At 61.8% G+C, this 22,069-nt stretch carries 21 protein-coding genes and 1 tRNA gene; 15 read left to right on the forward strand and 7 right to left on the reverse strand.

Features of this window, described 5'->3' with window-relative positions:
* Nucleotides 1-37: 37 nt before the first annotated feature.
* Complete coding sequence (hemH, locus tag RT028_RS00710; RefSeq protein ID WP_312931295.1) at nucleotides 38-1,081, reverse strand: ferrochelatase; 1,044 nt, start codon at nucleotides 1,079-1,081, stop codon at nucleotides 38-40.
* Nucleotides 1,082-1,094: 13 nt separating this feature from the next.
* The gene (locus RT028_RS00715; protein WP_312931297.1) at nucleotides 1,095-2,000 is read right to left on the reverse strand and encodes a TIGR01777 family oxidoreductase; all 906 of its coding nucleotides are present in this window, start codon (nucleotides 1,998-2,000) and stop codon (nucleotides 1,095-1,097) included.
* 189 nt (nucleotides 2,001-2,189) lie between these two features.
* Here RT028_RS00715 and RT028_RS00720 point away from each other — a divergent pair, with 189 nt between their 5' ends.
* The 5 genes from RT028_RS00720 (at nucleotide 2,190) to RT028_RS00740 (ending at nucleotide 7,256) form a co-directional block, all read left to right on the forward strand.
* Complete coding sequence (locus RT028_RS00720) at nucleotides 2,190-3,176, forward strand: NAD(P)/FAD-dependent oxidoreductase (RefSeq protein ID WP_312931299.1); 987 nt, start codon at nucleotides 2,190-2,192, stop codon at nucleotides 3,174-3,176.
* Nucleotides 3,177-3,269: 93 nt separating this feature from the next.
* The gene (locus tag RT028_RS00725) at nucleotides 3,270-4,238 is read left to right on the forward strand and encodes a DUF523 and DUF1722 domain-containing protein (protein ID WP_312931395.1); all 969 of its coding nucleotides are present in this window, start codon (nucleotides 3,270-3,272) and stop codon (nucleotides 4,236-4,238) included.
* The gene (locus RT028_RS00730; protein ID WP_312931301.1) at nucleotides 4,228-5,100 is read left to right on the forward strand and encodes a MerR family transcriptional regulator; all 873 of its coding nucleotides are present in this window, start codon (nucleotides 4,228-4,230) and stop codon (nucleotides 5,098-5,100) included. Before RT028_RS00725 ends, RT028_RS00730 begins: the two co-directional genes overlap by 11 nt.
* A 32-nt stretch (nucleotides 5,101-5,132) precedes the next feature.
* The gene (gene phrB, locus RT028_RS00735) at nucleotides 5,133-6,551 is read left to right on the forward strand and encodes a deoxyribodipyrimidine photo-lyase (RefSeq protein ID WP_312931303.1); all 1,419 of its coding nucleotides are present in this window, start codon (nucleotides 5,133-5,135) and stop codon (nucleotides 6,549-6,551) included.
* 24 nt (nucleotides 6,552-6,575) lie between these two features.
* Nucleotides 6,576-7,256, forward strand: a complete 681-nt coding sequence (locus tag RT028_RS00740) for an SDR family NAD(P)-dependent oxidoreductase (protein ID WP_312931307.1) — start codon at nucleotides 6,576-6,578, stop codon at nucleotides 7,254-7,256.
* Nucleotides 7,257-7,564: 308 nt separating this feature from the next.
* On the opposite strand, the gene murI is transcribed toward RT028_RS00740, so the two are convergent.
* From murI to hemA, 5 genes are read right to left on the reverse strand one after another with little or no spacing between them, the layout of a single operon-like run.
* Complete coding sequence (murI, locus tag RT028_RS00745; protein ID WP_312931309.1) at nucleotides 7,565-8,362, reverse strand: glutamate racemase; 798 nt, start codon at nucleotides 8,360-8,362, stop codon at nucleotides 7,565-7,567.
* Nucleotides 8,355-9,110, reverse strand: coding sequence for a molybdopterin-synthase adenylyltransferase MoeB (locus tag RT028_RS00750; RefSeq protein WP_312931310.1), 756 nt, complete (start codon nucleotides 9,108-9,110; stop codon nucleotides 8,355-8,357). The genes murI and RT028_RS00750 overlap by 8 nt, the downstream gene beginning before the upstream one ends.
* On the reverse strand, nucleotides 9,104-9,934 hold the full coding sequence (prmC, locus tag RT028_RS00755) for a peptide chain release factor N(5)-glutamine methyltransferase (protein ID WP_312931312.1): 831 nt from the start codon (nucleotides 9,932-9,934) through the stop codon (nucleotides 9,104-9,106). The genes RT028_RS00750 and prmC overlap by 7 nt, the downstream gene beginning before the upstream one ends.
* On the reverse strand, nucleotides 9,935-11,017 hold the full coding sequence (gene prfA, locus RT028_RS00760) for a peptide chain release factor 1 (RefSeq protein ID WP_312931314.1): 1,083 nt from the start codon (nucleotides 11,015-11,017) through the stop codon (nucleotides 9,935-9,937). It lies immediately after the preceding gene.
* Nucleotides 11,014-12,291, reverse strand: a complete 1,278-nt coding sequence (hemA, locus tag RT028_RS00765) for a glutamyl-tRNA reductase (RefSeq protein WP_312931316.1) — start codon at nucleotides 12,289-12,291, stop codon at nucleotides 11,014-11,016. Before hemA ends, prfA begins: the two co-directional genes overlap by 4 nt.
* Before the next feature lie 168 nt (nucleotides 12,292-12,459).
* On the opposite strand from hemA, the gene RT028_RS00770 reads away from it, so the two are divergent.
* From RT028_RS00770 to RT028_RS00815, 10 genes are all read left to right on the forward strand, one after another.
* Nucleotides 12,460-14,187: a tetratricopeptide repeat protein gene (locus RT028_RS00770; protein ID WP_312931318.1), complete on the forward strand. Its 1,728-nt coding sequence runs from the start codon at nucleotides 12,460-12,462 to the stop codon at nucleotides 14,185-14,187.
* A 3-nt stretch (nucleotides 14,188-14,190) separates the two neighbouring features.
* A complete protein-coding gene (gene lolB, locus RT028_RS00775) occupies nucleotides 14,191-14,808 on the forward strand; it encodes a lipoprotein insertase outer membrane protein LolB (RefSeq protein ID WP_312931320.1) in 618 nt (205 codons plus the stop codon).
* A 3-nt stretch (nucleotides 14,809-14,811) separates the two neighbouring features.
* On the forward strand, nucleotides 14,812-15,651 hold the full coding sequence (gene ispE / locus RT028_RS00780; protein ID WP_312931322.1) for a 4-(cytidine 5'-diphospho)-2-C-methyl-D-erythritol kinase: 840 nt from the start codon (nucleotides 14,812-14,814) through the stop codon (nucleotides 15,649-15,651).
* Between the two features lie 34 nt (nucleotides 15,652-15,685).
* Nucleotides 15,686-15,760 (forward strand) — tRNA-Gln (locus RT028_RS00785).
* Between the two features lie 46 nt (nucleotides 15,761-15,806).
* Nucleotides 15,807-16,748: a ribose-phosphate pyrophosphokinase gene (locus RT028_RS00790; RefSeq protein ID WP_028696334.1), complete on the forward strand. Its 942-nt coding sequence runs from the start codon at nucleotides 15,807-15,809 to the stop codon at nucleotides 16,746-16,748.
* 123 nt (nucleotides 16,749-16,871) lie between these two features.
* Nucleotides 16,872-17,474 (forward strand): 50S ribosomal protein L25/general stress protein Ctc, encoded by a 603-nt coding sequence (locus RT028_RS00795; RefSeq protein ID WP_312931324.1) that lies wholly within the window; start codon nucleotides 16,872-16,874, stop codon nucleotides 17,472-17,474.
* 76 nt (nucleotides 17,475-17,550) lie between these two features.
* Nucleotides 17,551-18,135: an aminoacyl-tRNA hydrolase gene (pth, locus tag RT028_RS00800; protein WP_312931326.1), complete on the forward strand. Its 585-nt coding sequence runs from the start codon at nucleotides 17,551-17,553 to the stop codon at nucleotides 18,133-18,135.
* 22 nt (nucleotides 18,136-18,157) lie between these two features.
* On the forward strand, nucleotides 18,158-19,258 hold the full coding sequence (gene ychF / locus RT028_RS00805; RefSeq protein WP_312931328.1) for a redox-regulated ATPase YchF: 1,101 nt from the start codon (nucleotides 18,158-18,160) through the stop codon (nucleotides 19,256-19,258).
* A 215-nt stretch (nucleotides 19,259-19,473) separates the two neighbouring features.
* Nucleotides 19,474-20,661: a tyrosine-type recombinase/integrase gene (locus tag RT028_RS00810; RefSeq protein ID WP_312931330.1), complete on the forward strand. Its 1,188-nt coding sequence runs from the start codon at nucleotides 19,474-19,476 to the stop codon at nucleotides 20,659-20,661.
* A gap of 52 nt (nucleotides 20,662-20,713) precedes the next feature.
* Complete coding sequence (locus tag RT028_RS00815; protein ID WP_312931333.1) at nucleotides 20,714-21,496, forward strand: hypothetical protein; 783 nt, start codon at nucleotides 20,714-20,716, stop codon at nucleotides 21,494-21,496.
* Nucleotides 21,497-22,069 lie beyond the last annotated feature (573 nt).

The following is a 22,069-nucleotide window of genomic DNA, read 5'->3' on the forward strand; positions in this document are numbered from 1 at the left end:
TGCACCTGAACCGGCCGCCTCGCGGCCGGTTCAGCATTCAGCGGGGCAACGCTGCGTCTGCAGTTGAAGCCCGCTCGCACAAACCCGCCAGCACCTGCGCCCAGGCCACCTGATCGTTCAGGCACGGCACCAGCACCAGCTCTCGCCCACCTGCCTCAACGAACTGCTCGCTGCCACGGATGCCGATTTCCTCAAGCGTTTCGATGCAGTCGGCAACAAACGCCGGGCACATCACCAGCAGCTTCTGCACCCCCGCCTTGCCCAGTTCATCGAACCGATTTTCGGTGTACGGCTCGATCCATTTGTCACGCCCCAGGCGCGACTGGAACGAGACCGACCACTTGCCATCTGGCAGCCCCAGGTGCCGCGCCACGGCCGCCGCAGTGGCCAGGCACTGCCCGCGGTAGCAGACCGCGCGCACCTCGGCGCTGGCTTCGGCGCAGCAGTTGGCCGCACGCAGATCGTGCCGGGTGCCTTTGGGGAACAGTTTCTTCAGGTGGCGCTCAGGCAAGCCGTGGAAGCTCAGCAGCAGGTGATCGTAGCCCTGCTCCAGGTACGGCCTGGCGCTGTTGGCAAGTGCTTCGATGTAGTCGGGGTCGTCATAGAAGGGTGCCAGCACGCGCATCTGCAACGGCAGTTGCTGATCGGCCAGGGTCTGCCTGGCTTGCTCGATCACCGTGGTCACGGTGCTGTCCGCGAACTGCGGGTACAGCGGCGCCAGGGTCACCTGCCGCACGCCCTGCGCGGCGAGGCGCGCCAGCACCTCGGGCAGGGCCGGTTGCCCATAGCGCATGGCGATCTCCACCGGGCCATGGGGCCAGTAGGGGGTGATCGCCGCTTGCAGGCGGCGGGTCAGGACCACCAGGGGCGAACCTTCGTCCCACCAGATCGAACCGTAGGCATGCGCCGACTGTTCGGGCCGCTTGATCAGGATCAGCGACACCAGCAGGCGGCGCAGCGGCCACGGCAGGTCGACCACATAGGGGTCCATGAGGAACTGGTTCAGGTAACGGCGCACATCGGCCACCGAAGTGGAGGCCGGGGAGCCAAGATTGACCAGCAGCAGGGCGTGATCGGTCATGCAGCGTCCTATGTCAGAGCGCCGTGGACAGGTCGTCCAGGGCAGATTGCAGATCATTGAAACGAAACCTGAAGCCCGCCTCCAGCAGCCGCGCCGGCCGGGCCCGCTGGCCCCCCAGCAGCAACACGGAAAGCTCGCCGAGGCCCGCCTTGAGCAAAAATGCCGGCAGCGGCATGAACGCCGGACGGTGCAAGGCACGGCCCAGAGATCGGCTGAACGCCCGGTTGCGAACCGGCTCCGGGGCGCAGGCATTATACGGACCACTGGCCGCGGCATTACGCACCAGAAAATCAATCAGGGCGATTTGATCGTCGATGTGGATCCACGGCATCCATTGCCGTCCGCTGCCAATCGGCCCGCCCAGGCCCAGCTTGAACGGCCAGCGCAAGCGCGCCAGCATACCGCCATCGCTGGCCAGCACCAGCCCGGTACGCACCAGCACCACACGGATGCCCAAGCGCTGCGCGCGCAGGGCGGTTTCTTCCCAGGCGATGCACAGCTGGCTGGCAAAATCCGCCTTCACCGGTACGGCGGCCTCGGTCAGCTCACGCTCACCACCATCGCCGTACCAGCCCACGGCCGACCCGGACACCAGTACATCGGGCCGCTGAGTACGCATGTCCAGCCACGTCAGCAACTGTTCGGTAAGGGTGATGCGGCTGCTCCAGAGCAGCGTTCGCCGGGCACCGGTCCAGTGACGGTCGGCGATGGGCGCGCCGGCCAGGTTGACCACAGCGTCCAGCACGGTCTCCGGCGCGATGTCTTCGAGCCGGCCCACCCCCCGCACACCCGGGCCACAGCGTTTTTCCACCGCATCAGGCGAGCGGCTCCACACCGTCACCTGGTGGCCCTGGGCCCGCCACAGATGACAAAGGTGCCGGCCAATCAAGCCGGTGCCGCCGGTCAGCAAAATATGCATGGCATGTGTCCTCGCTATGAACAGGTGTGGTCTATTTTTAAGGCCAAGGCACTTTTTTGACCCAACGCTCTCGGATAAACATAGGTCAGGCTGCGGTGTCAGGCGGTATAACCTTATACAAGCATTCGCCATTGTACAGGTTCGCTCGGCCACGTAGGCTGCCCCGAAGCACGGTTAACAGAGGCCACCATGACAGTACCCATTGCCATCATCGGTGCCGGCATTGCCGGCCTGTCAGCTGCCCAGGCGTTGCAAGCGGCCGGGCAGACCGTTCACCTGTTCGACAAAGGCCGCGGCAGCGGCGGACGCATGTCCAGCAAGCGCAGCGACGCCGGCGCGCTGGACCTGGGCGCACAGTACTTCACCGCACGCGATCGACGCTTCGTCGAGCAGGTCAGAGACTGGGTCGCGGCAGGCTGGGCTGCCGAATGGAAACCCCAGTTATTCAATTACCGGGATGGCGTGCTCACGCCTTCTCCCGACGAGCAGACCCGCTGGGTGGGCACGCCACGCATGAGCGCGATCACGCGCGGGCTGCTCGAAAGCATCACGGTCCACTTCGGCTGCCGTATCACCGAGGTGTTTCGCGGCGTCGACTACTGGCATCTGCAGGACGCCGAAGGCGTCAGCCATGGCCCCTACGAGCGGGTGGTGATTGCCGTGCCGGCGCCCCAGGCCACGCCGTTGCTGGCCGCAGCACCGAAGCTTGCCGGCATTGCTGCCGGCGTGCAGATGGAACCTACCTGGGCCGTCGCCGTAGGATTCGACACTGCGTTGCCGACGCCGATGCACGGTTGTTTCGTTCAGGACAACCCCCTCGACTGGGTGGCGCGCAACCGCAGCAAGCCTGGGCGCGACGCGCAGCCCGACACCTGGGTGCTGCATGCCACGTCCACCTGGAGCAAACAGCACATCGACCTGGCCAAAGACACCGTGATCGAACGGCTGTGGGGCGAGTTTGCCGAGCTGGTCGGCTGCGTGGTGCCCGCACCGAGCTTTTCCCTCGCCCACCGCTGGCTGTACGCACGCCCTGCGGGCAACCACGAATGGGGAGCACTGGCCGACCCCGACCAAGGGCTGTATGCCTGTGGCGACTGGTGCTTGTCGGGGCGTGTGGAAGGCGCCTGGCTGAGCGGCCAGGACGCAGCGCGGCGCCTGCTCGAGCACCTCGACTGATCGCCCCGGCACAATTTTTATTGAACGACGCCCGTCATTCGCGTGTATTACTTGTATAAGATTTCAACCTTGTACAAGAATTTGGAGGCTGCGATGACGGGGATTTCTTCAACGGGCAAGTTCCGCATAGGGATCAGTGCCTGCCTGATCGGCGAAAACGTGCGCTACAACGCCGGTCACAAATCCTCATCGCTCTGCCATGAACTGTTCGACGAAGACTTTGAGTGGGTCTCGGTGTGTCCGGAGGTGGCCATCGGCCTGGGCATTCCGCGCGAACCCATCCGTCTGGTCGGCGACCCGGACCATCCTCAAGTGGTCGGCACGCGCGATGCGACCCGCGACTTCTCAGCGCCCCTGCGTGAATACGGCAACTACATGGCCGAGCACCTGGACGACATCTGCGGCTACGTCTTCATGCAGAAGTCACCGTCGTGCGGCCTGGAACGGGTCAAGGTCTACCAGAGCGAGGGTCGGCCGGCGCTCAAGGGGGGCCGCGGCGCCTTCGCCGAGGCGTTCACGGCCAAACGGCCCGATCTGCCTGTCGAAGAAGAAGGCCGCCTGCATGATCCGGTGCTGCGCGAAAACTTCATCAGCCGCGTCTACGCCTACATCGACTGGCAGCACCTGCTTGGCCAAGGCCTGACCCGTGGTGCGCTGATCGCTTTTCACGCCCGCTACAAATACCTGCTGATGGCAAACAACCCGCAGGCCTACCGCGACATCGGCAAAATGCTCGGCAGCCTCAAGCGCGACGACGACGCCAATGAGGTCGGCCCGCGCTACTTCAGCCGATTGATGCAGGCCCTGCGCCGCTGTGCCAGCCGGGGCACTCACTGCAATGTGCTGCAGCACCTGTCGGGATACCTGCGTGATGCCCTGGACGTCGATGATCGTCAGGAACTGCAGCAGATCATCGAGCAGTACCACAGCGGCAGCGTGCCTCTGGTGGTGCCCCTGACGCTGTTCAAGCATCACCTGCGCAACCACCCGGACCCGTACCTGATGCAACAGGCCTATCTGCACCCTCACCCCTCCAAGCTGGGGCTGCGCAATGCTCTCTGAAGACCTGATCCCGATTCGCGACGTGGCGCGGTTGACTGGCGTCAACCCCGTGACCCTGCGCGCCTGGGAGCGCCGCCACGCCCTGCTGGTGCCGCACCGCACGGCCAAGGGCCATCGACTGTATTCACCCGCCCAGGTGCAGCGCGTACAGGACATCCTGCACTGGCTGGCGCGAGGCGCTTCGGTTGGCCAAGTGCGCGAGCTGCTGGAACGTCAGTTGAACGTGGCGCCGCAGGGTGACTGGCAGGTTCGCTGCCAGCAGTTGTCTGACGCCATTACCCAGCTGTCGGCGCGTAGCCTGGATCACCACCTCAATCAGGTCATGGCGCTGTACCCCTCGGTCACCCTGTGCGAACACCTGCTGCTGCCGCTGCTGGCGCAACTGGCCGAGCGCTGGCGCAACCAGTTCAATGCTCGACTCGAGCAAGCCTTTTTCCATGCCTGGCTGCGCAGCAAGCTGGGCGCGCGGGTGTACCACGACAATCAGTCGCTCGACGGCCAGCCCGTGCTGATCGTGCAGGAAGACGACACACACTTCAGCCCTGAGGTGTGGTTGTGCGCCTGGCTGCTGAGCAGCAGTGGCCAGCCTGTGGTGGTGCTGGAGCAATCGATCGGCCTGGCCCAACTGCGCCACGCCGTCACGCAACTGCGGCCCAGCGCCGTGGTGCTGTGCATCGGCACGCAGTTCGAGCGCGCCAGCCTGTTCAAGGCGTTGCACGATATCGAGGTGCCGGTACTGCTGGGCGGGCTCGCGGTAAGCATCCACGACGCCGAACTGCGCGCGCTGGACGTTGCCGACCTGCACCTGTTCAACAGCGCGCCCGACGCGCTGCGCCAATTCCAACGCCTGCGCGCCGGTTGAGCGCCATGCACACCCTGAGCGGGGACTCCCCAATGCAATTGATCTGGCTGCGCAGCGACTTGCGCATCTCCGACAACACCGCCCTGGCAGCGGCCTGCGAACGCGGCCCGACGGTCGCGCTCTGGATCGCCAGCCCAGAGCAATGGCAAGCGCACGACGATGCCCCGTGCAAGGTCGACTTCTGGCTGCGCAATGTGCGTGAGCTGCGCCAACAGCTCGAGGCGCTGAATATCCCGCTGCTGATCCGCACCACCGACACCTGGGCTCAGGTGCCGCAAACCCTGTTGCACCTGTGCCAGCAGCATTCGATCGAAGCGGTGCACTGGAACGATGAGTACGGCGTCAACGAACAGCGTCGGGATGCTGGCGTGCGTGACACGCTCGAAGACGCAGGCATCGGGGTCACGACCTACCTCGACCAGTTGCTGTTCAAGCCCGGCACTATCCTGACCCGTAGCGGCGGTTATTTTCAGGTCTTCAGCCAGTTCAAGAAGGTTTGCCTGGAACGCCTGCAAGTCGGTGCGCCGCCAAGCGCCGCGCGCCTGAAGAAGCAGAACGCACTGTCGCTTCACAGTGATCCGATTCCCCGTCAGATCGAAGGTTTCGCCCCACCCAGCAAGGCCTTGCAAGCCCTCTGGCCTGCGGGGGAATCCGAGGCGCAAGCACGCCTGCAACGGTTCGTCGACGAGGCCATCGAAGACTACGATGTTGCCCGCGACCTCCCTGCCCGGCCTGGCACCAGTCAGCTTTCTGCCTATCTGGCAGCCGGCGTGATCTCCCCAAGGCAATGCCTGCACGCCGCCCTGGCAGGCAACCAGGGCGAGCTGGACAGCGGCAACCGCGGGATCCAGACCTGGATCAGCGAGCTGATCTGGCGCGAGTTCTACAAGCATATTCTGGTGGGCTACCCGCAGGTCTCGATGCATCGTGCATTCCGCGAACACACTGAAGCCCTGGCGTGGCGCAAGGCGCCCGAGGAACTCAAGGCCTGGCAGGAGGGCCGCACCGGTTTTCCGCTGATCGATGCCGCGATGCGCCAATTGCTGGAGACCGGCTGGATGCACAATCGCCTGCGCATGGTGGTGGCGATGTTCCTCAGCAAGAACCTGCTGATCGACTGGCGTGAAGGTGAGCGGCATTTCATGCGCCATCTGATCGACGGTGATCTGTCGGCAAACAACGGCGGGTGGCAATGGAGCGCATCCACAGGCACTGATTCCGTGCCCTATTTCCGGATTTTCAACCCGGTCACGCAATCCCAGCGTTTCGACCCGCAAGGCCGCTTCATTGCCCATTGGCTGCCAGAGCTGGAGCACTTGGACGCGAAGGCCACTCATTTTCCCGTGAAATCGGCAAAACACTCTGCTAAAAGTAGTTACACACAACCCATCGTGAGTCTTGATAGTAGTCGTCGGCGGGCTTTGGAGGCGTTCAAGAGCCTCCCACGCTGACTTTATCTGTAGGGGCGCAGGCGAGTGAACCATCATCACCGTTTCTGGATAACGGCCGGCACCAGTGGTTTGGGTGCGGCATTGGTCGACCAACTGCTGCAGCGGCAGGCCGGTGTGGCAGCCAGCGGGCGTGACAGCCCGGAATTCAAAGCCATGGCCAGACGCCATGACCACCGACTGCTGGCGCTGTCCGGTACGCCGGATCAGCAGGCGGCTCGGCTCAAGGAGCAGTGGAGTTCGCTCGACACCCTGATGATCAATGCGGGTACCTGCGACTATTTGCCCGACGACATCGCTGACAGCCAGATCCTTCAGGCGCTGATCACCAGCAACGTCCAGGCCGTCGAACACTATCTGGAGGCAGCGATGCCTCTGTTGCTCGAAGCTCAGCGGCCGCACGTGGTGGTGATCCTCAATCTCTACACCGCATCCAAACTGTCTGAACCCTGCTTTCCCGCCAGCCCTGCCAGCAGCCTGCCCGAGCGGCTGCGCGAGCGACGCGGCGTACTGCAAAAGGCCGGCATCGATCTGACCGTGGTGACCCCGCACAGCCTTAATGCGCCTTGGGATACCCAGCACGTTCCGGAACACTGGACGGCTCAAACGGCGGCGGCCGAGATCCTGTCGAGGGTGGCCGAGCGCAGAGAGGAAGTGGTGTTGGAGGCTCTGGGTCTCAGGACACTCTGGCCATTGAAGTCGATGTGACGGGGTCGGCCTGAACGGGTCGATCAGACCGGGTCGGCCTGAACGGATCAACCAGACCGGATCGACCAGACCGGGTCGGCCAGACCGGTTCGATCCAACCGATTCGATTTGGCCTAGTCAGCCTGATCGAGCCTGGCCTACCCAGGCCGCGCTGTAACGACGCGCGTCAGGCACCTCGGATCGCTCCGCGACAGCTGCGTATAGCGCCCTCGGCCTATCCCGTGAGCGGCCCAGATACCCATGGCAGGGATCTTCAATGCCCTGTGTCAGGAGCACGGGCCTGGCAGGCACCGCAGCTTCCCGCCGTGCTACAGGGGCAGGCTGTGCACGCAGTCGGCATTGCCCCACAACACCGGCAGAATCCGGCGCAGCGCGTGCGGATCGGCACTGCTCCAGAACGCGGTCTTCTGGGCTGGACCCTCTGCCAGCAGGTCGCGCTCATGCAGCAGCCGTTGCAGCTGCCGAGCCACGGCCGCGCCGGTATCGATAATGGCGATGTCAGCCGGCACAAGGGTGGCGAGCAAGGGGCGCAGAAACGGGTAATGGGTGCAGCCGAGGATCAGCGTGTCGCAGCCCGCTGCCAACAGCGGTTCGACGAAACCTGTCAGCAACTGGCGCAAGCGTGGGCTGTGCAGGTCACCGGCCTCGATACATTCCACCAGCCCTGGGCACGGCTGCGTGATAACCCGAACATCACCAGCGAAGCGATCGAGCAACGCCGCGAACCTGGCGCTCTGCAGCGTGCCGGTGGTGGCCAGCACGCCCACCACGCCTGAGCGCGTTGCCGCGGCGGCAGGTTTCACGGCAGGCTCCATGCCCACCAGCGGCCAGTCCGGGTACAGGCTGCGCAAGTCAGCGACCGCCGCCACGGTGGCGGTATTGCACGCCAGCACCATGGCCTTGGCGCCCTGCTCGCGGAAAAAGCCTGCGATGTGCCGGCAGCGCTGACGAATGTAGTCCGCCGATTTTTCCCCGTAGGGCACGTGCCCGCAATCAGCCACATAGAGCAGGGATTCGTGGGGCAACCGCTGCTGGATTTCGCTGAGCACCGACAGCCCACCCACTCCCGAATCCATCACGCCCACCGGCGCTGCGCGCTCATCCATGGCGCGTGGCGCACACCGGGCAGGCCGGATCGCGCTTGACCCGCAGTTCGCGCATGCGCGTGGTCAAGGCATCGATCAGCAGCAGCCGGCCCACCAGAGGCTCACCGAATTCGGCCAGCAGCTTCAGCGTTTCCAGGGCCTGCAGGCTACCGACCAGCCCCACCAGCGGCCCGAGCACGCCGGCTTCGCTGCAAGTCAGTTCGGCCTCGCTGCCATGCCCGTACAGGCAGTGGTAGCAGGGGCTGTCAGGGCGGCGCGTGTCGAACACCGACAACTGGCCTTCCAGGCGAATCGCCGCGCCGCTCACCAGCGGCTTGCCAGCGGCGACGCAGGCGGCGTTGACGGCCTCGCGGGTGGTGAAATTGTCGGAGCAGTCGAGCACCACGTCGACCCCAGCCACTGCAGCCGCCAGGCGCTCGGCATCGAGTGCCTCGCGGTGAGCGACCAGACGTACTTCGGGGTTGAGGGCGCGCAAGCGTTGCAGCGCCGAGTCGACCTTGCTCAGGCCGACACTGGCGCTGTCGTGCAGCACCTGGCGCTGCAGGTTGGTCAGGTCGACGCTGTCGAAGTCTGCCAGGTGCAGCTCACCGACTCCGGCCGCCGCCAGGTAGAGCGCCGCCGGCGAGCCCAGACCGCCCAGCCCGACCAGCAGCGCCTTGCTCTGCTTGAGACGCAACTGACCGGCGATGTCGACCTGTGACAGCAGGACCTGCCGGCTGTAACGCAGCAGTTCCTGGTCGCTCAACATGGCAGGCGTCCCAGGGACACCCGTGGCTGGCCTCCCAGATCGACACGGTTTTCCACGTCGACGAAACCCTGTTCGGCCAGCAAGGCGCATACCTCGGTGGCCTGATCGTAGCCGTGTTCGAGCAGCAGCCAGCCCCCCGGCAGCAGGTGCTGTGGGGCCTGCTCGATGATCTGGCGCAGGTCGCTGAGACCGTCGTGCCCGGCCACCAACGCACTGCTGGGCTCGAAACGCACGTCACCGCGCACCAGGTGCGGGTCCTGATCGCGGATGTAGGGGGGGTTGCTGAGAATCATGGCGAAGCGCTGGTCGGCCAAGGGCTCGAACCAGTGCCCGGCGAGCACCTGCACATTGCCCAGGCCCAAGCGCTGACGGTTGCGCTCGGCCAGCGCCACGGCAGCGTCGACACGGTCCACGGCAGTCACTTGCCAGGCCGGCCGTTCGCTGGCCAGGGCCAGGGCAATGGCCCCGGTGCCGGTGCCCAGGTCGAGTACCTGCGCGGGGGCGGCCGGCAGCAGGGCCAGCGCTGCTTCTACCAGCAGTTCGGTTTCAGGCCGGGGAATCAGGGTATCGGGCGCCACTTCCAGGTCCAGGGTCCAGAACCCCTGCTGGCCGAGGATGTACGCCACCGGCTCGCCTTCACGACGGCGCGCCAGATAGCCCTCGAAGCGTTGCGCCGCGTCGCGCTCGACGATGCGCTCCGGCCAGGTGCGCAGGTAACTGCGCGAACGGCCCAGGGCGGCGGCGAGCAGCAGCTCGGCGTCCAGCTGCGCGGTGGGCGAATCGGTCAACTGCGCGTTGCGCAGCAGGCTGGCAATGATGGTCATTCAGTCCCCCAGCGCGGCCAGTTGGTCGGCCTGGTATTCGCTCAGCAGCGGCTCGATCACCGCCTCCACGCCACCGGCCAGCACTTCGTCCAGCGAGTACAGGGTGAGGTTGATGCGGTGGTCGGTCACCCGCCCTTGCGGATAGTTGTAGGTGCGGATGCGCTCCGAGCGGTCACCCGAGCCCACCAGCAGTTTGCGCTCACTGGCGATGGCGTTCTGCGCGGCGCTGGTCTGGATGTCGTTGAGCTTGGCCGACAGCCAGGACATGGCGCGTGCACGGTTCTTGTGCTGGGAACGCTCTTCCTGGCACTCGACCACGATGCCGGTCGGCAAGTGGGTGATGCGGATCGCCGAATCGGTCTTGTTGATGTGCTGACCGCCGGCGCCCGAAGCGCGGTAGGTGTCCACGCGCAAGTCGGCCGGATTGATCTCGATCGCCACCTGTTCGTCAGGCTCGGGCAGCACGGCCACGGTGCAGGCCGAGGTATGGATGCGCCCCTGGCTCTCGGTTTCCGGCACACGTTGCACGCGGTGGGCGCCGGACTCGAACTTGAGCTTGGCGTACACGCTGTCGCCTTCGACCCGGGCGATGATTTCCTTGTAGCCGCCGTGCTCGCCCTCGTTTTCAGACAGCACTTCGACCCGCCAGCCGCGTTTCTCGGCATAGCGCGCATACATGCGGAACAGGTCGCCGGAGAAGATCGCCGCCTCGTCGCCACCGGTGCCGGCGCGGATTTCAAGAAACACGTTGCGGTTGTCGTTAGGGTCTTTGGGCAGCAACATGCGTTGCAGCTGCGACTCGATGTCGACCAGCCGCTCGCGGGCCTCGCGAACCTCCTCCACGGCCATCTCGCGCAGGTCAGGGTCACTGTCCTTGAGCAGCGCCTGGGCGCCCTCGAGGTCAGCCTGGACCTTGCGCCAGGCCTGATAGACCGCGTTCACTGGCTCAACCTCGGCGTACTCGCGCGAATACGTGCGAAAACGTGTCTGATCGGCGATGACTTCGCCATCGCCCAGCAACGCGGTGAGTTCTTCGAAGCGGTCCTGGAGCGTGTCCAGTTTGTTCAGCAGCGACGCTTTCATTGCGGGGTTTTGTCCGTGGAGCCCTCGTTGAGGGCGAAGAGTTCCTGGGCCATGGCCAACGCATCGACGCGGCCTTCGGCAGAGAGCTTTTTCAGTTGCACGCTGGGGGCATGCAGGAGTTTGTTGGTCAGGCCGCGGGCCAGCTGCGCGAGCACTTCTTCCGGGTTGCCGCCGTTGGCCAGCAGGCGCTGGGCCTTCTGCAACTCGTCGTCACGCAGGCGCTCGCTTTGCTGGCGGTAGGCGCGCAGCACATCGACGGCGGCCAGCTCGCGCAGGCGCACCATGAAATCCTCGGCGCCCACCGCCACCAGTTCTTCGGCGGCATGCGCCGCGCCCTGGCGGCTCTTGAGGTTTTCGGCGACGACATCGTGCAGGTCATCGACCGTATAGAGGTACACATCGTCGAGCTCGCCCACTTCCGGCTCGATGTCGCGCGGCACGGCAATGTCGACCATGAAGATCGGTTTGTGCCGGCGCAACTTCAGCGCGCTTTCCACCGCGCCCTTGCCCAGAATCGGCAACTGGCTGGCGGTGGAACTGATGACGATGTCGCTGTTGGCCAGCTCTTGCGGGATGTCGGCCAACAGGACCGCGTGCGCGCCGAACTGCTCGGCCAGCAGGCTGGCGCGCTCCAGGGTCCGGTTGGCCACCACGATGCGCCGCACGCCCTGCTCATGCAGGTGACGCGCGACCAGGGTGATGGTTTCCCCGGCACCGATCAGCAGGGCCTGGCTGCGCCCCAGATCACTGAAGATCTGCCGTGCCAGGCTGACGGCAGCGAAGGCCACCGACACCGGGTTTTCGCCAATGGCCGTGTCGGTGCGCACCTGCTTGGCGGCGCTGAACGTGGCCTGGAACAGCCGGCCCAGCAACGGCCCGACGGTACCGGCTTCACGCGCCACGGCGTAGGCCGATTTCATCTGGCCGAGGATCTGCGGCTCGCCCAGCACCAGCGAGTCGAGCCCGGAGGCGACGCGCATCATGTGTTTGACGGCAGCATGTTCTTCATGGACGTAGGCGCAGGCGCGCAGCTCGGCAAGGCTGAGGCGGTGATAGTCGGCCAGCCATTGCAACACCTGGTCGGCCGAGAGCACGTCTTGCTCTATATAAAGCTCGCTGCGGTTGCAGGTCGAAAGAATCGCCGCTTCGCGGCTTGGGGTCAGGCGACAGAGCTGCTGCAGGGCATCGACCAGTTGCTCGGGCGTGAACGCCACGCGCTCGCGGACGTCGACCGAGGCAGTCTTGTGATTGATCCCGAGTGCAAGAAAGGCCATGCGAGGTCGCTGATTGTGACGAGAAGCCGATAATTGTCCTACTTCACAGGATTCAGAACAACCACCGTTCGCTATTGTCCCTATAAACCAAGACCATCGTTGGTGGGTTTGCCACAACGCTTGTGTCATCATCTCCAGACCGCCGGTTAGCCCTCTAAAGCCTCATTTATGAACAGACGCTACGCATTGCTGCTTGCCCTCGCCCTGCTCCAGGGCTGCCAGAGCCTGGCTCCGCATTCGACCGAGCACAGCGCGCCGGCCGAGGATGCTGCCGAGCAGACACCGGCCGAGCCTGTGGTCTATGGGTCATTCAAGCCCGAAACGCTGTACAGCCTGCTGGTGGCTGAACTGGCCGGGCAGCGCAACCGTTTCGATATCGCCCTGGCCAACTACGTTGACCAGGCTGAAAAAACCCAGGATTCGGCCGTATCCGAACGCGCCTATCGCATTGCCGAGTACCTTGGCGCCGATGAGCCGGCGCTGGACACCGCGCTGCTCTGGGCACGCAACGATGCCGACAACCTCGAAGCCCAGCGCGCTGCGGCCATCCAACTGGCCCGCGCCGGTCGCTACGACGAGTCGATGGCCTACATGGAAAAAGTCCTGCAGGCCAAGGGCGATACGCACTTCGACTTCCTCGCCCTGTCGGCGGCCGAGACCGACCAGAGCACCCGTGAAGGCCTGCTGCAAAGCTTCGATCGCTTGCTGGCCAAGCATCCGGCCAATGGTCAGCTGATCTTCGGCAAGGCCTTGCTGCTCAACCAGGATGGCAAGACCCAGCAAGCGCTGGAGCTGCTCGAATCACACCCTGTACAAGACGATGAAATCGCACCGATCCTGTTGCGCGCACGCTTGCTGCAGACCCTCGATCGTGGCGACGAAGCCCTGCCGCTGTTGCGCGGCGCCATCCGCGACAACCCTGAAGACAAACGCCTGCGCCTGACCTACGCGCGCACCCTGGTCGAGCTCGACCGCATCAAGGACGCCAAGGCCGAGTTCGTCAGCCTGGTGCAGCAGTACCCCGAAGACGACGACCTGCGCTACTCGCTGGCGCTGGTGAGCCTGGAAAACCAGGACCTCGACGAAGCCGAAGGCTACCTGCAGGAACTGGTCGAGCGCGATGCCAACGCCGATGCCGCGCACCTGAACCTGGGCCGCATCCGCGAGCAGCGCAACGACCCCGAGGCTGCGCTGCGCGAATACGCGCTGGTCGGGCCAGGGCCGGACTACCTCGCCGCGCAACTGCGCCAGGGCGACATCCTCATCGCCAACGGCCGCGCCCGCGAAGCCTCGCGCCTGCTCGCCGAAGCGCGTGAAGCGCAGCCGGACTACGCCATTCAGCTGTACCTGATCGAGGCCGAGAGCTACAGCAACAACGACAAGACCGCCCAGGCCGACCAGGTGCTGCAGCAGGCCATCCAGCGCTACCCCGACGACCTCAACCTGCTTTACAGCCGCGCCATGCTCGCCGAGAAACGCAATGACCTGGCGCAGATGGAAAAAGACCTGCGCGCCATCCTCACCCGCGAACCGGAAAACGCCATGGCGCTCAATGCGCTGGGCTACACCCTGGCTGACCGCACCACGCGCTACGACGAAGCCAGGCGCCTTATCGAAAAGGCGCTGAGCATCACCCCCGATGATCCGGCGGTGCTCGACAGCCTGGGCTGGGTGAACTACCGCATGGGCAATCTCGACGAGGCCGAGCACGCGCTGCGCAAGGCCTTCGAGCGCTTGTCCGACGCTGAAGTCGCCGCGCACCTGGGTGAAGTGCTCTGGGCCAACGGCAAGCGCCGCGACGCCCGTCAGGTCTGGGCCAAGGGCCTGGACATCCAATCCGACAGCACCGTCCTGCGCCAGACCATCCTGCGCATGACCGGCTCCGAGGCTCTCTGAACCATGTTTCTGCGCCACTGCATTACCTTCAGCCTGCTCGCCGTACTGGCCGGCTGCGCCGGTTTCGGCTCCCACGAAGCCCTTCAGGGCCAAGGCAACCCCACGCAATGGCGCGAGCACAAAGCGCAGCTGACGGCGCTTGACGGCTGGCAGATCAACGGCAAGGTCGGCATTCGCGCGCCGCAGGATTCGGGCAGCGGCACGCTGTTCTGGCTGCAGCGCCAGGATTACTACGATATCCGCCTGTCCGGCCCGCTGGGTCGCGGGGCTGCACGACTCACCGGCCGACCCGGAGCGGTGGTGCTGGAGGTGGCCAACCAGGGCCGCTACGAAGCCCCGACGCCCGAAGCGTTGCTCGAAGAACAGCTGGGCTGGCGCTTGCCCGTCTCGCACCTGGTCTGGTGGGTCCGCGGCCTGCCCGCGCCCGACAGCAAGAGCCAGCTCACCCTCGATGGCGACAGCCGTCTGGCCAGCCTCGATCAGGATGGCTGGAAGGTCGAGTACCTGAGCTATGCCGAGCAGAACGGCTACTGGCTGCCCGAGCGCATCAAGCTGCATGGCGAAAAGATCGACGTGACCCTGGTGGTCAAGGACTGGCAACCGCGCCAGCTGGGCCGCTGAACCATGCTGACCCTGCCCGCCCCGGCCAAGTTGAACCTGTGGCTGCACATCCTCGGTCGACGCGATGATGGCTACCACCTGCTCGAGACCGTGTTCCAGTTTCTCGACCATGGTGACGAGCTGCGTTTTGCACGGCGTGAAGATGGCCAGATCCACCTGCACCACAGCCTCGCGTCGGTGCCACACGACAGCAACCTGATCGTTCGCGCGGCCCGGCAACTGCAGCAGCAGTCGGGCTGCACGCTGGGCGCCGACATCTGGCTCGACAAGGTCCTGCCCATGGGCGGCGGCATTGGCGGTGGCAGCTCCGATGCCGCCACCACCCTGCTGGGGCTCGATCACCTCTGGCAGCTGGGCTGGAGCCCTGACCAACTGGCTACGCTGGGCCTGACCCTGGGCGCGGATGTTCCGGTGTTCGTGCGCGGCCACGCCGCCTTCGCCCAAGGGGTGGGCGAACGGCTCACGCCCGTCGATCCCGCCGAGCCCTGGTATGTGGTGCTGGTGCCGCAAGTGTCTGTCAGCACAGCAGAAATTTTTTCACATCCAGAGTTGACACGTGATTCCCTCCCCCTTAAGATGCGCCCCGTTCCCGAGGGAAACAGTCGTAATGACTGCCAGCCGGTGGTAGAGCAACGTTATCCAGAAGTTCGCAATGCGCTGATTTCATTGGGTAAATACACGGAAGCTCGATTAACCGGTACTGGAAGTTGCGTGTTTGGGGCCTTCCCAAGCAAAGCCGAAGCTGATAAAGTTCTGGCCCTTCTTTCAGAGACCCAAACAGGGTTTGTCGCTAAAGGTTGCAACACTTCAATGTTGCATCGGAAGCTGCAAAGTCTGCTCTAGAAGTCGAATACAGCGTATTCGCAGCAACAGATACAGGGGCGTCGCCAAGCGGTAAGGCAGCAGGTTTTGATCCTGCCATGCGTTGGTTCGAATCCAGCCGCCCCTGCCATTTTCCTATTCTCATCCAGGTTACCCTCAGCCTTCAGGTACTGCGCGTGTCCAAGATGATGGTCTTCACGGGGAATGCCAACCCCGATCTGGCTCGGCGTGTCGTACGTCAGCTGCATATTCCACTGGGTGATGTTTCTGTCGGCAAGTTCTCCGACGGCGAGATCAGCACTGAGATCAATGAAAACGTTCGTGGTAAAGACGTCTTCATCATCCAGCCCACGTGCGCTCCAACCAATGACAACCTGATGGAACTGGTCGTGATGGCAGATGCCTTCCGCCGCTCCTCAGCGTCTCGAATCACTGCTGTGATTCCCTACTTCGGATATGCCCGCCAGGACCGCCGTCCGCGTTCGGCACGTGTAGCCATCAGCGCCAAAGTCGTCGCTGACATGCTCACTGTCGTCGGTATCGACCGTGTACTCACCGTCGACCTGCACGCTGACCAGATCCAGGGCTTCTTCGATATCCCCGTCGACAACATCTACGGCTCGCCCGTACTGGTCGATGACATCGAAGACCAGCGTTTCGACAACCTGATGATCGTTTCCCCAGACATCGGTGGCGTCGTGCGTGCACGTGCCGTTGCCAAGTCGCTGGGCGTCGATCTCGGGATCATCGACAAACGCCGCGAAAAGGCCAATCACTCCGAAGTGATGCACATCATCGGCGATGTCGAAGGGCGCACCTGCATCCTGGTAGACGACATGGTCGATACCGCCGGCACCTTGTGCCACGCGGCCAAGGCCCTGAAAGAACACGGCGCTGCCAAGGTCTATGCCTATTGCACGCACCCTGTGCTTTCCGGCCGCGCGATCGAGAACATCGAGAAGTCGGTCCTGGACGAACTGGTGGTGACCAACACCATCCCGCTGTCCGCCGCTGCTCAAGCCTGTGACCGTATCCGTCAACTGGATATCGCACCGGTAGTTGCCGAAGCGGTTCGCCGCATCAGCAACGAAGAATCGATCAGTGCGATGTTCCGCTAAGCGGAACCCGTCCTGACGAAAAGCGCCCCGCCCCAACCTCTCGTTGGGGCGGGGCTTTTTTGCCCACCCCGTTTGGCGCTGGTCGCAAACGCCTTCGGGAGCTGGCTATTTTGGAGATATACCATGACTGATTTCATCCTGAACGCTCAGAAGCGTACTGACCTGGGGAAAGGTGCGAGCCGCCGCCTGCGTCACTCGCAAAGCATCCCTGCCGTTGTCTACGGCGGCAACAAAGAAGCTGAATCCTTGACCATCGTGTTGAAGGAAATCGCCAAGCTGTTCGAAAACGAAGCGGCTTTCAGCCACGTTATCGAACTGAACGTTGACGGCGCCAAGCAGAACGTCATCGTCAAGGCCATGCAGCGTCACCCGGTCAAGCAGTTCATCATGCACGCCGACTTCATCCGCGTCGTTGCTGGCCAGAAGCTGACTGCCAAGGTTCCGGTTCACTTCGTCAACGAAGAGACCACCCTGAAGAACGGCGGCGAGATCTCCCACACCGAAACCGAGATCGAAGTGTCCTGCGAAGCCAAGGACCTGCCTGAGTTCATCGAAGTTGACCTCAATGGCGCTGAAATCGGCACCACCATTCACCTGTCCGACCTCAAGGCTCCGAAAGGCGTCGAGTTCGTGGCCCTGGCCCACGGCGATGACAAAGCCGTTGCCAACGTTCACGCGCCGCGCATCGTTGCTGAAGAAGAAGGTGAAGAAGGCGCTGCCGAGTAATCACTCGCACGCCGGTGTAGGTCAGGGTACAGTGCCGCGCACTGTAACCTGACTGCCCCAAGGAAGAGCCCCTGACGTGACCGCCATCCAGTTGATCGTTGGCCTGGGAAATCCCGGCCCCGAATACGAACAGACCCGGCATAACGCAGGGGCTCTTTTCGTTGAACGCATTGCCAGCGCCCAGCGTGTTTCACTCAACGCTGACCGCAAGTATTTCGGCCTGACGGCAAAATTCAGCCATCAGGGCCGCGACGTTCGTTTGCTGATCCCCACCACCTACATGAATCGCAGCGGCCAGTCCGTCGCGGCTCTGGCCAATTTCTTCCGCATTGCGCCGCAAGAAATCCTGGTGGCTCACGACGAACTCGACCTGCCCCCCGGCGTCGCCAAGCTCAAGCGAGGCGGCGGCCATGGTGGGCACAACGGGCTGCGCGACATCATCGCGCAACTCGGCAACCAGAACGATTTCCACCGCCTGCGGCTTGGCATTGGCCACCCGGGCGACGCCAAGCTGGTCTCGAACTTCGTGCTGGGCCGCGCACCGCGCGCCGAACAGGACAAGCTCGACACCAGTATCGATTACGCCCTCGGCGTGCTGCCGGATGTCCTCGCTGGCGACTTCGCCAAGGCGATGCGCGAGCTGCACGGCCAGAAGGCCTGACTTCCTAGAGAGGGGAATTCACATGGGTTTCAATTGCGGCATCGTCGGTCTGCCCAACGTTGGCAAGTCCACCCTGTTCAACGCGCTGACCAAATCGGGCATCGCCGCTGAGAACTTCCCCTTCTGCACCATCGAGCCCAACAGCGGCATCGTGCCGATGCCCGACGCTCGCCTTGCAGCGCTGGCCGAGATCGTCAAACCCAACCGCATCCTGCCAACCACCATGGAATTCGTCGACATCGCGGGCCTGGTGGCGGGCGCCTCGAAAGGTGAAGGCCTGGGCAACAAGTTCCTGGCCAACATCCGCGAAACCGATGCCATCGCCCACGTGGTGCGCTGCTTCGAAGACGAGAACGTGATTCACGTCTCCAACAGCGTCGACCCCAAGCGCGACATCGAGATCATCGACCTGGAACTGATCTTCGCTGACCTCGACAGCTGCGAGAAGCAACTGCAGAAAGTCACCCGCAACGCCAAGGGTGGTGACAAGGACGCCCTGGCGCAGAAAGCCATTCTGGAGCAGCTCATCCCGCACTTCACCGAAGGCAAGCCTGCGCGCAGCCTGATGAAGCACATGAGCGCCGACGAAAAAGCCCAGGTTCGCGGCTTCCACCTGCTGACCAGCAAGCCGGTCATGTACATCGCCAACGTCGCCGAAGACGGCTTCGAGAACAACCCGCACCTTGACGTGGTGCGTGCCATCGCCGAGGAAGAAGGCGCAGTCGTGGTGCCGGTGTGCAACAAGATCGAAGCCGAAATCGCCGAGCTCGATGACGGCGAAGAGAAAGACATGTTCCTCGAAGCCCTGGGCCTGGAAGAACCTGGCCTGAACCGGGTGATCCGCGCCGGCTACGAGCTGCTCAACCTGCAGACCTACTTCACCGCCGGCGTGCAGGAAGTCCGCGCCTGGACCGTGCGCATCGGCGCCACCGGCCCCCAGGCCGCAGGTGTGATCCACACCGACTTCGAAAAGGGCTTCATCCGCGCCGAAGTGGTGGCCTACGACGACTTCATCCAGTTCAAGGGTGAAAGCGGCGCGAAGGAAGCCGGTAAATGGCGCCTGGAAGGCAAGGACTACATCGTCAAGGACGGCGACGTGATGCACTTCCGTTTCAACGTCTAAATTGTAGATAACATTGCAGGTGATTGCATAAGCTTGCTTAAAGGCTTAAAAATCGCCCCGAAAGCCCCATTCTATGGGGCTTTCGCGTTTCTATGTGTTGCATGCTATTGCACGACCATGCAGAAAAAAAGCGACTACGCTGGTGTATATGTTTTTTGGACAAGCCGTTTTTAGGTGTATACGATGAATGCATCCTGTGAAAACTGAGTCATCCGATGCTCACCGACGCTCACTGCCGGGCTGCAAAAGCCAAAGACAAGCTGTATCGCATCAACGACGCTAGAGGCCTGTACCTTGAGGTAAAGCCTAACGGGGTGCGGGCATGGCGATACCGCTTTAAGCTTTGCGGAAAGGCCTCCTGGTTCGCCCTCGGCGATTATCCCGACCTGTCGCTGGCAAACGCCCGAGAAAAGTGCGATGAGGCCCGCAAGCTGGTCAGACAGGGCATTAACCCAGTACAGAACAGACAGCTCACGAAAATCAAACGGGAGATGGATGCTTCCAACACATTTGAGACGATCGCCCAAGAATGGCTTGCTCTAAAGAGCTGGGAGCCGGTGACGAAATCTCGGAGATTGGGGATGCTAAAAAGGGTTGTTTTCCCTTCGATAGGGAAACTTCCAGTTCGCACCATCACATCAGCACATGTCCTCGACATCCTGCATAAAACAGTGAAGCGCGGGGCCCCATCCGTAGCTGCCGAAGCAAAACGCACGATGTCAGGAGTTTTTGAGCTAGCCGTCGCAACACTTAGAGCTGACACCGACCCCGTATGGCCTGTGAGAAAGGCTCTGCCACCGAACAAAACCCAACACAAAGCAGCACTTACGTCAGGCCAAGTAGGCAATCTACTTAATGCTTTCGAGTCCCACGGAGGGCATTTCCAGACGCAGATGGCATTCAGGTTAATGTGGCTGACGCTGACAAGAGCCAATGAAAGCGTCCAGGCGCGGTGGGATGAATTCGACCTAACCAATGGGCTTTGGAAAATCCCTAAAGAGCGCATGAAAGCACGTCGGGAGCATTTGCTCCCCCTCCCCCGCCAGGCAGTCTCAATACTAACGACGATGCAGCCGATCACCGGGCAAAGCACCTATGTTTTTCCTAACCGAGATGATCGCCACAAGCCGATGTCTGATGCGGCTTTCCGCCAAGCACTGAAAAAACTCGGTTGGGCAACGATATATAGTCCCCATGGAACTCGTACAACAGGAAGCACGAGGCTTAACGAAATGGGTTACAGATCTGATGCAATCGAGGCGCAGCTGGCTCATGCAGAACCTAATTCAGTTCGTCGGGCCTACAATCACGCTACATATATGGGTGAGCGAGCAGAAATGATGCAGCATTGGGCAGACAAGCTTGATCAATGGAAAATGGAGGCTTCAGATGCTGCGATCTGACAACGACGCCGACCAGAAAAGATTTCGCAGTCTACTGATCGAAAGCATCTTAATGCATCCATCTTTAGATCATCTATCGCCGGACAGAAAGGAATCCTTAATAAGATTTCTAACAGAGCAAAAAGATGGGCTTATTGTTCTCGATAAAAGTGATACTCAAATCCGGCTAAGAGCATTGGCGAAAGCAGCTTCTGACGCTAAACGACTTGCACACTCATTAACACTATTAAACAAGCATGACATTGACGTATTTAACCTCACAAACTCTGAAAAATCAGACCTAAGCGAACGAACTACAAACCTAAAAAAAATGGCCCAAGAGCTGGAAATAATAGCTCAGCACAGAGTAGAAGACACGAGCAACTATGCAAGAAAAACCAAAATGTTACGTGCCTTATATGCACGACCTTTGATAACCAAACTACAGGAATACGAAATATCAACAAGTATTAGAAATGATTTCGTTTCAACATCTGCCTACATCCAGCCAAACGAAAGTGTGCAATATCTACCAGACATCCAAGGCAACGCGACTGCGGCCATGAGGTGCGTAATGCTCGCCCTCCACTCATCAAATAGTAATAACTTGGACTGGAGTTTGACTGTATCACTCATAAAACTTGGAAAACCACTGGTAGAACAAATAGTCATACAAACGAAGGCACTCCTAGAACTTAGAGAGATAATGACACCATACATTAACCAGCTGCACTACGCTATGTCCCTTACCGTTGACGCTCTTGAAACTCATAGGGAAGGTAAAGAGCATTCAAATATATCTAACAGGCAAGTCCAACCACAACCAATCCTAAAACTAAGGGCTGTGGATAATTGAAAGCACGGACACATGAATTAGCCCTTAGGGCAATCAAGTTTTTAATGCCTTACCAAAACCACCTACGCGCTCGTGGCAGGCAAATTCCGTAAGCGCAAAACCCGAAATCTGCCCAGACGTTTGATTAGTGTCTTAGCGCCGACGATCAAGCCACTCATCTTCAGCGCATCGATCACACAGTCGGCCTCCTTCATTTGCAACATGTTCTGTAATCGGTTTCTCGCAGCCAGCGCACTTCGGCCATACAGTTTTGTATCTGCACCAGCGGCATGTTGAATCGGTTATCAAATACATGCGGGTCAAACACGCATTGCATTCTTGTACAACAGAGGGTTCTGTGTGTTCGAAAGGGTCTTCATGTAAGTCTGAGAAATTATCTTCTAGAAACTCGATCGCTGATTCTGTTTGACTGCACGCAATACATTGCAAGCGAAAATCTGTTGTGTCAATTGGGACAAGGTTATCTACATCCTCTTGCATGGGGCCAAGCAGTGAGGAATAACATGCTCGGCAACAACAGCCGCGCAAGAACTCTATCGCGGAAGGAGGGTAGTTAATTGCAATCCATTCTTT

Source organism: Pseudomonas sp., assembly GCF_032058845.1.
Classification (GTDB): Bacteria; Pseudomonadota; Gammaproteobacteria; order Pseudomonadales; family Pseudomonadaceae; genus Aquipseudomonas.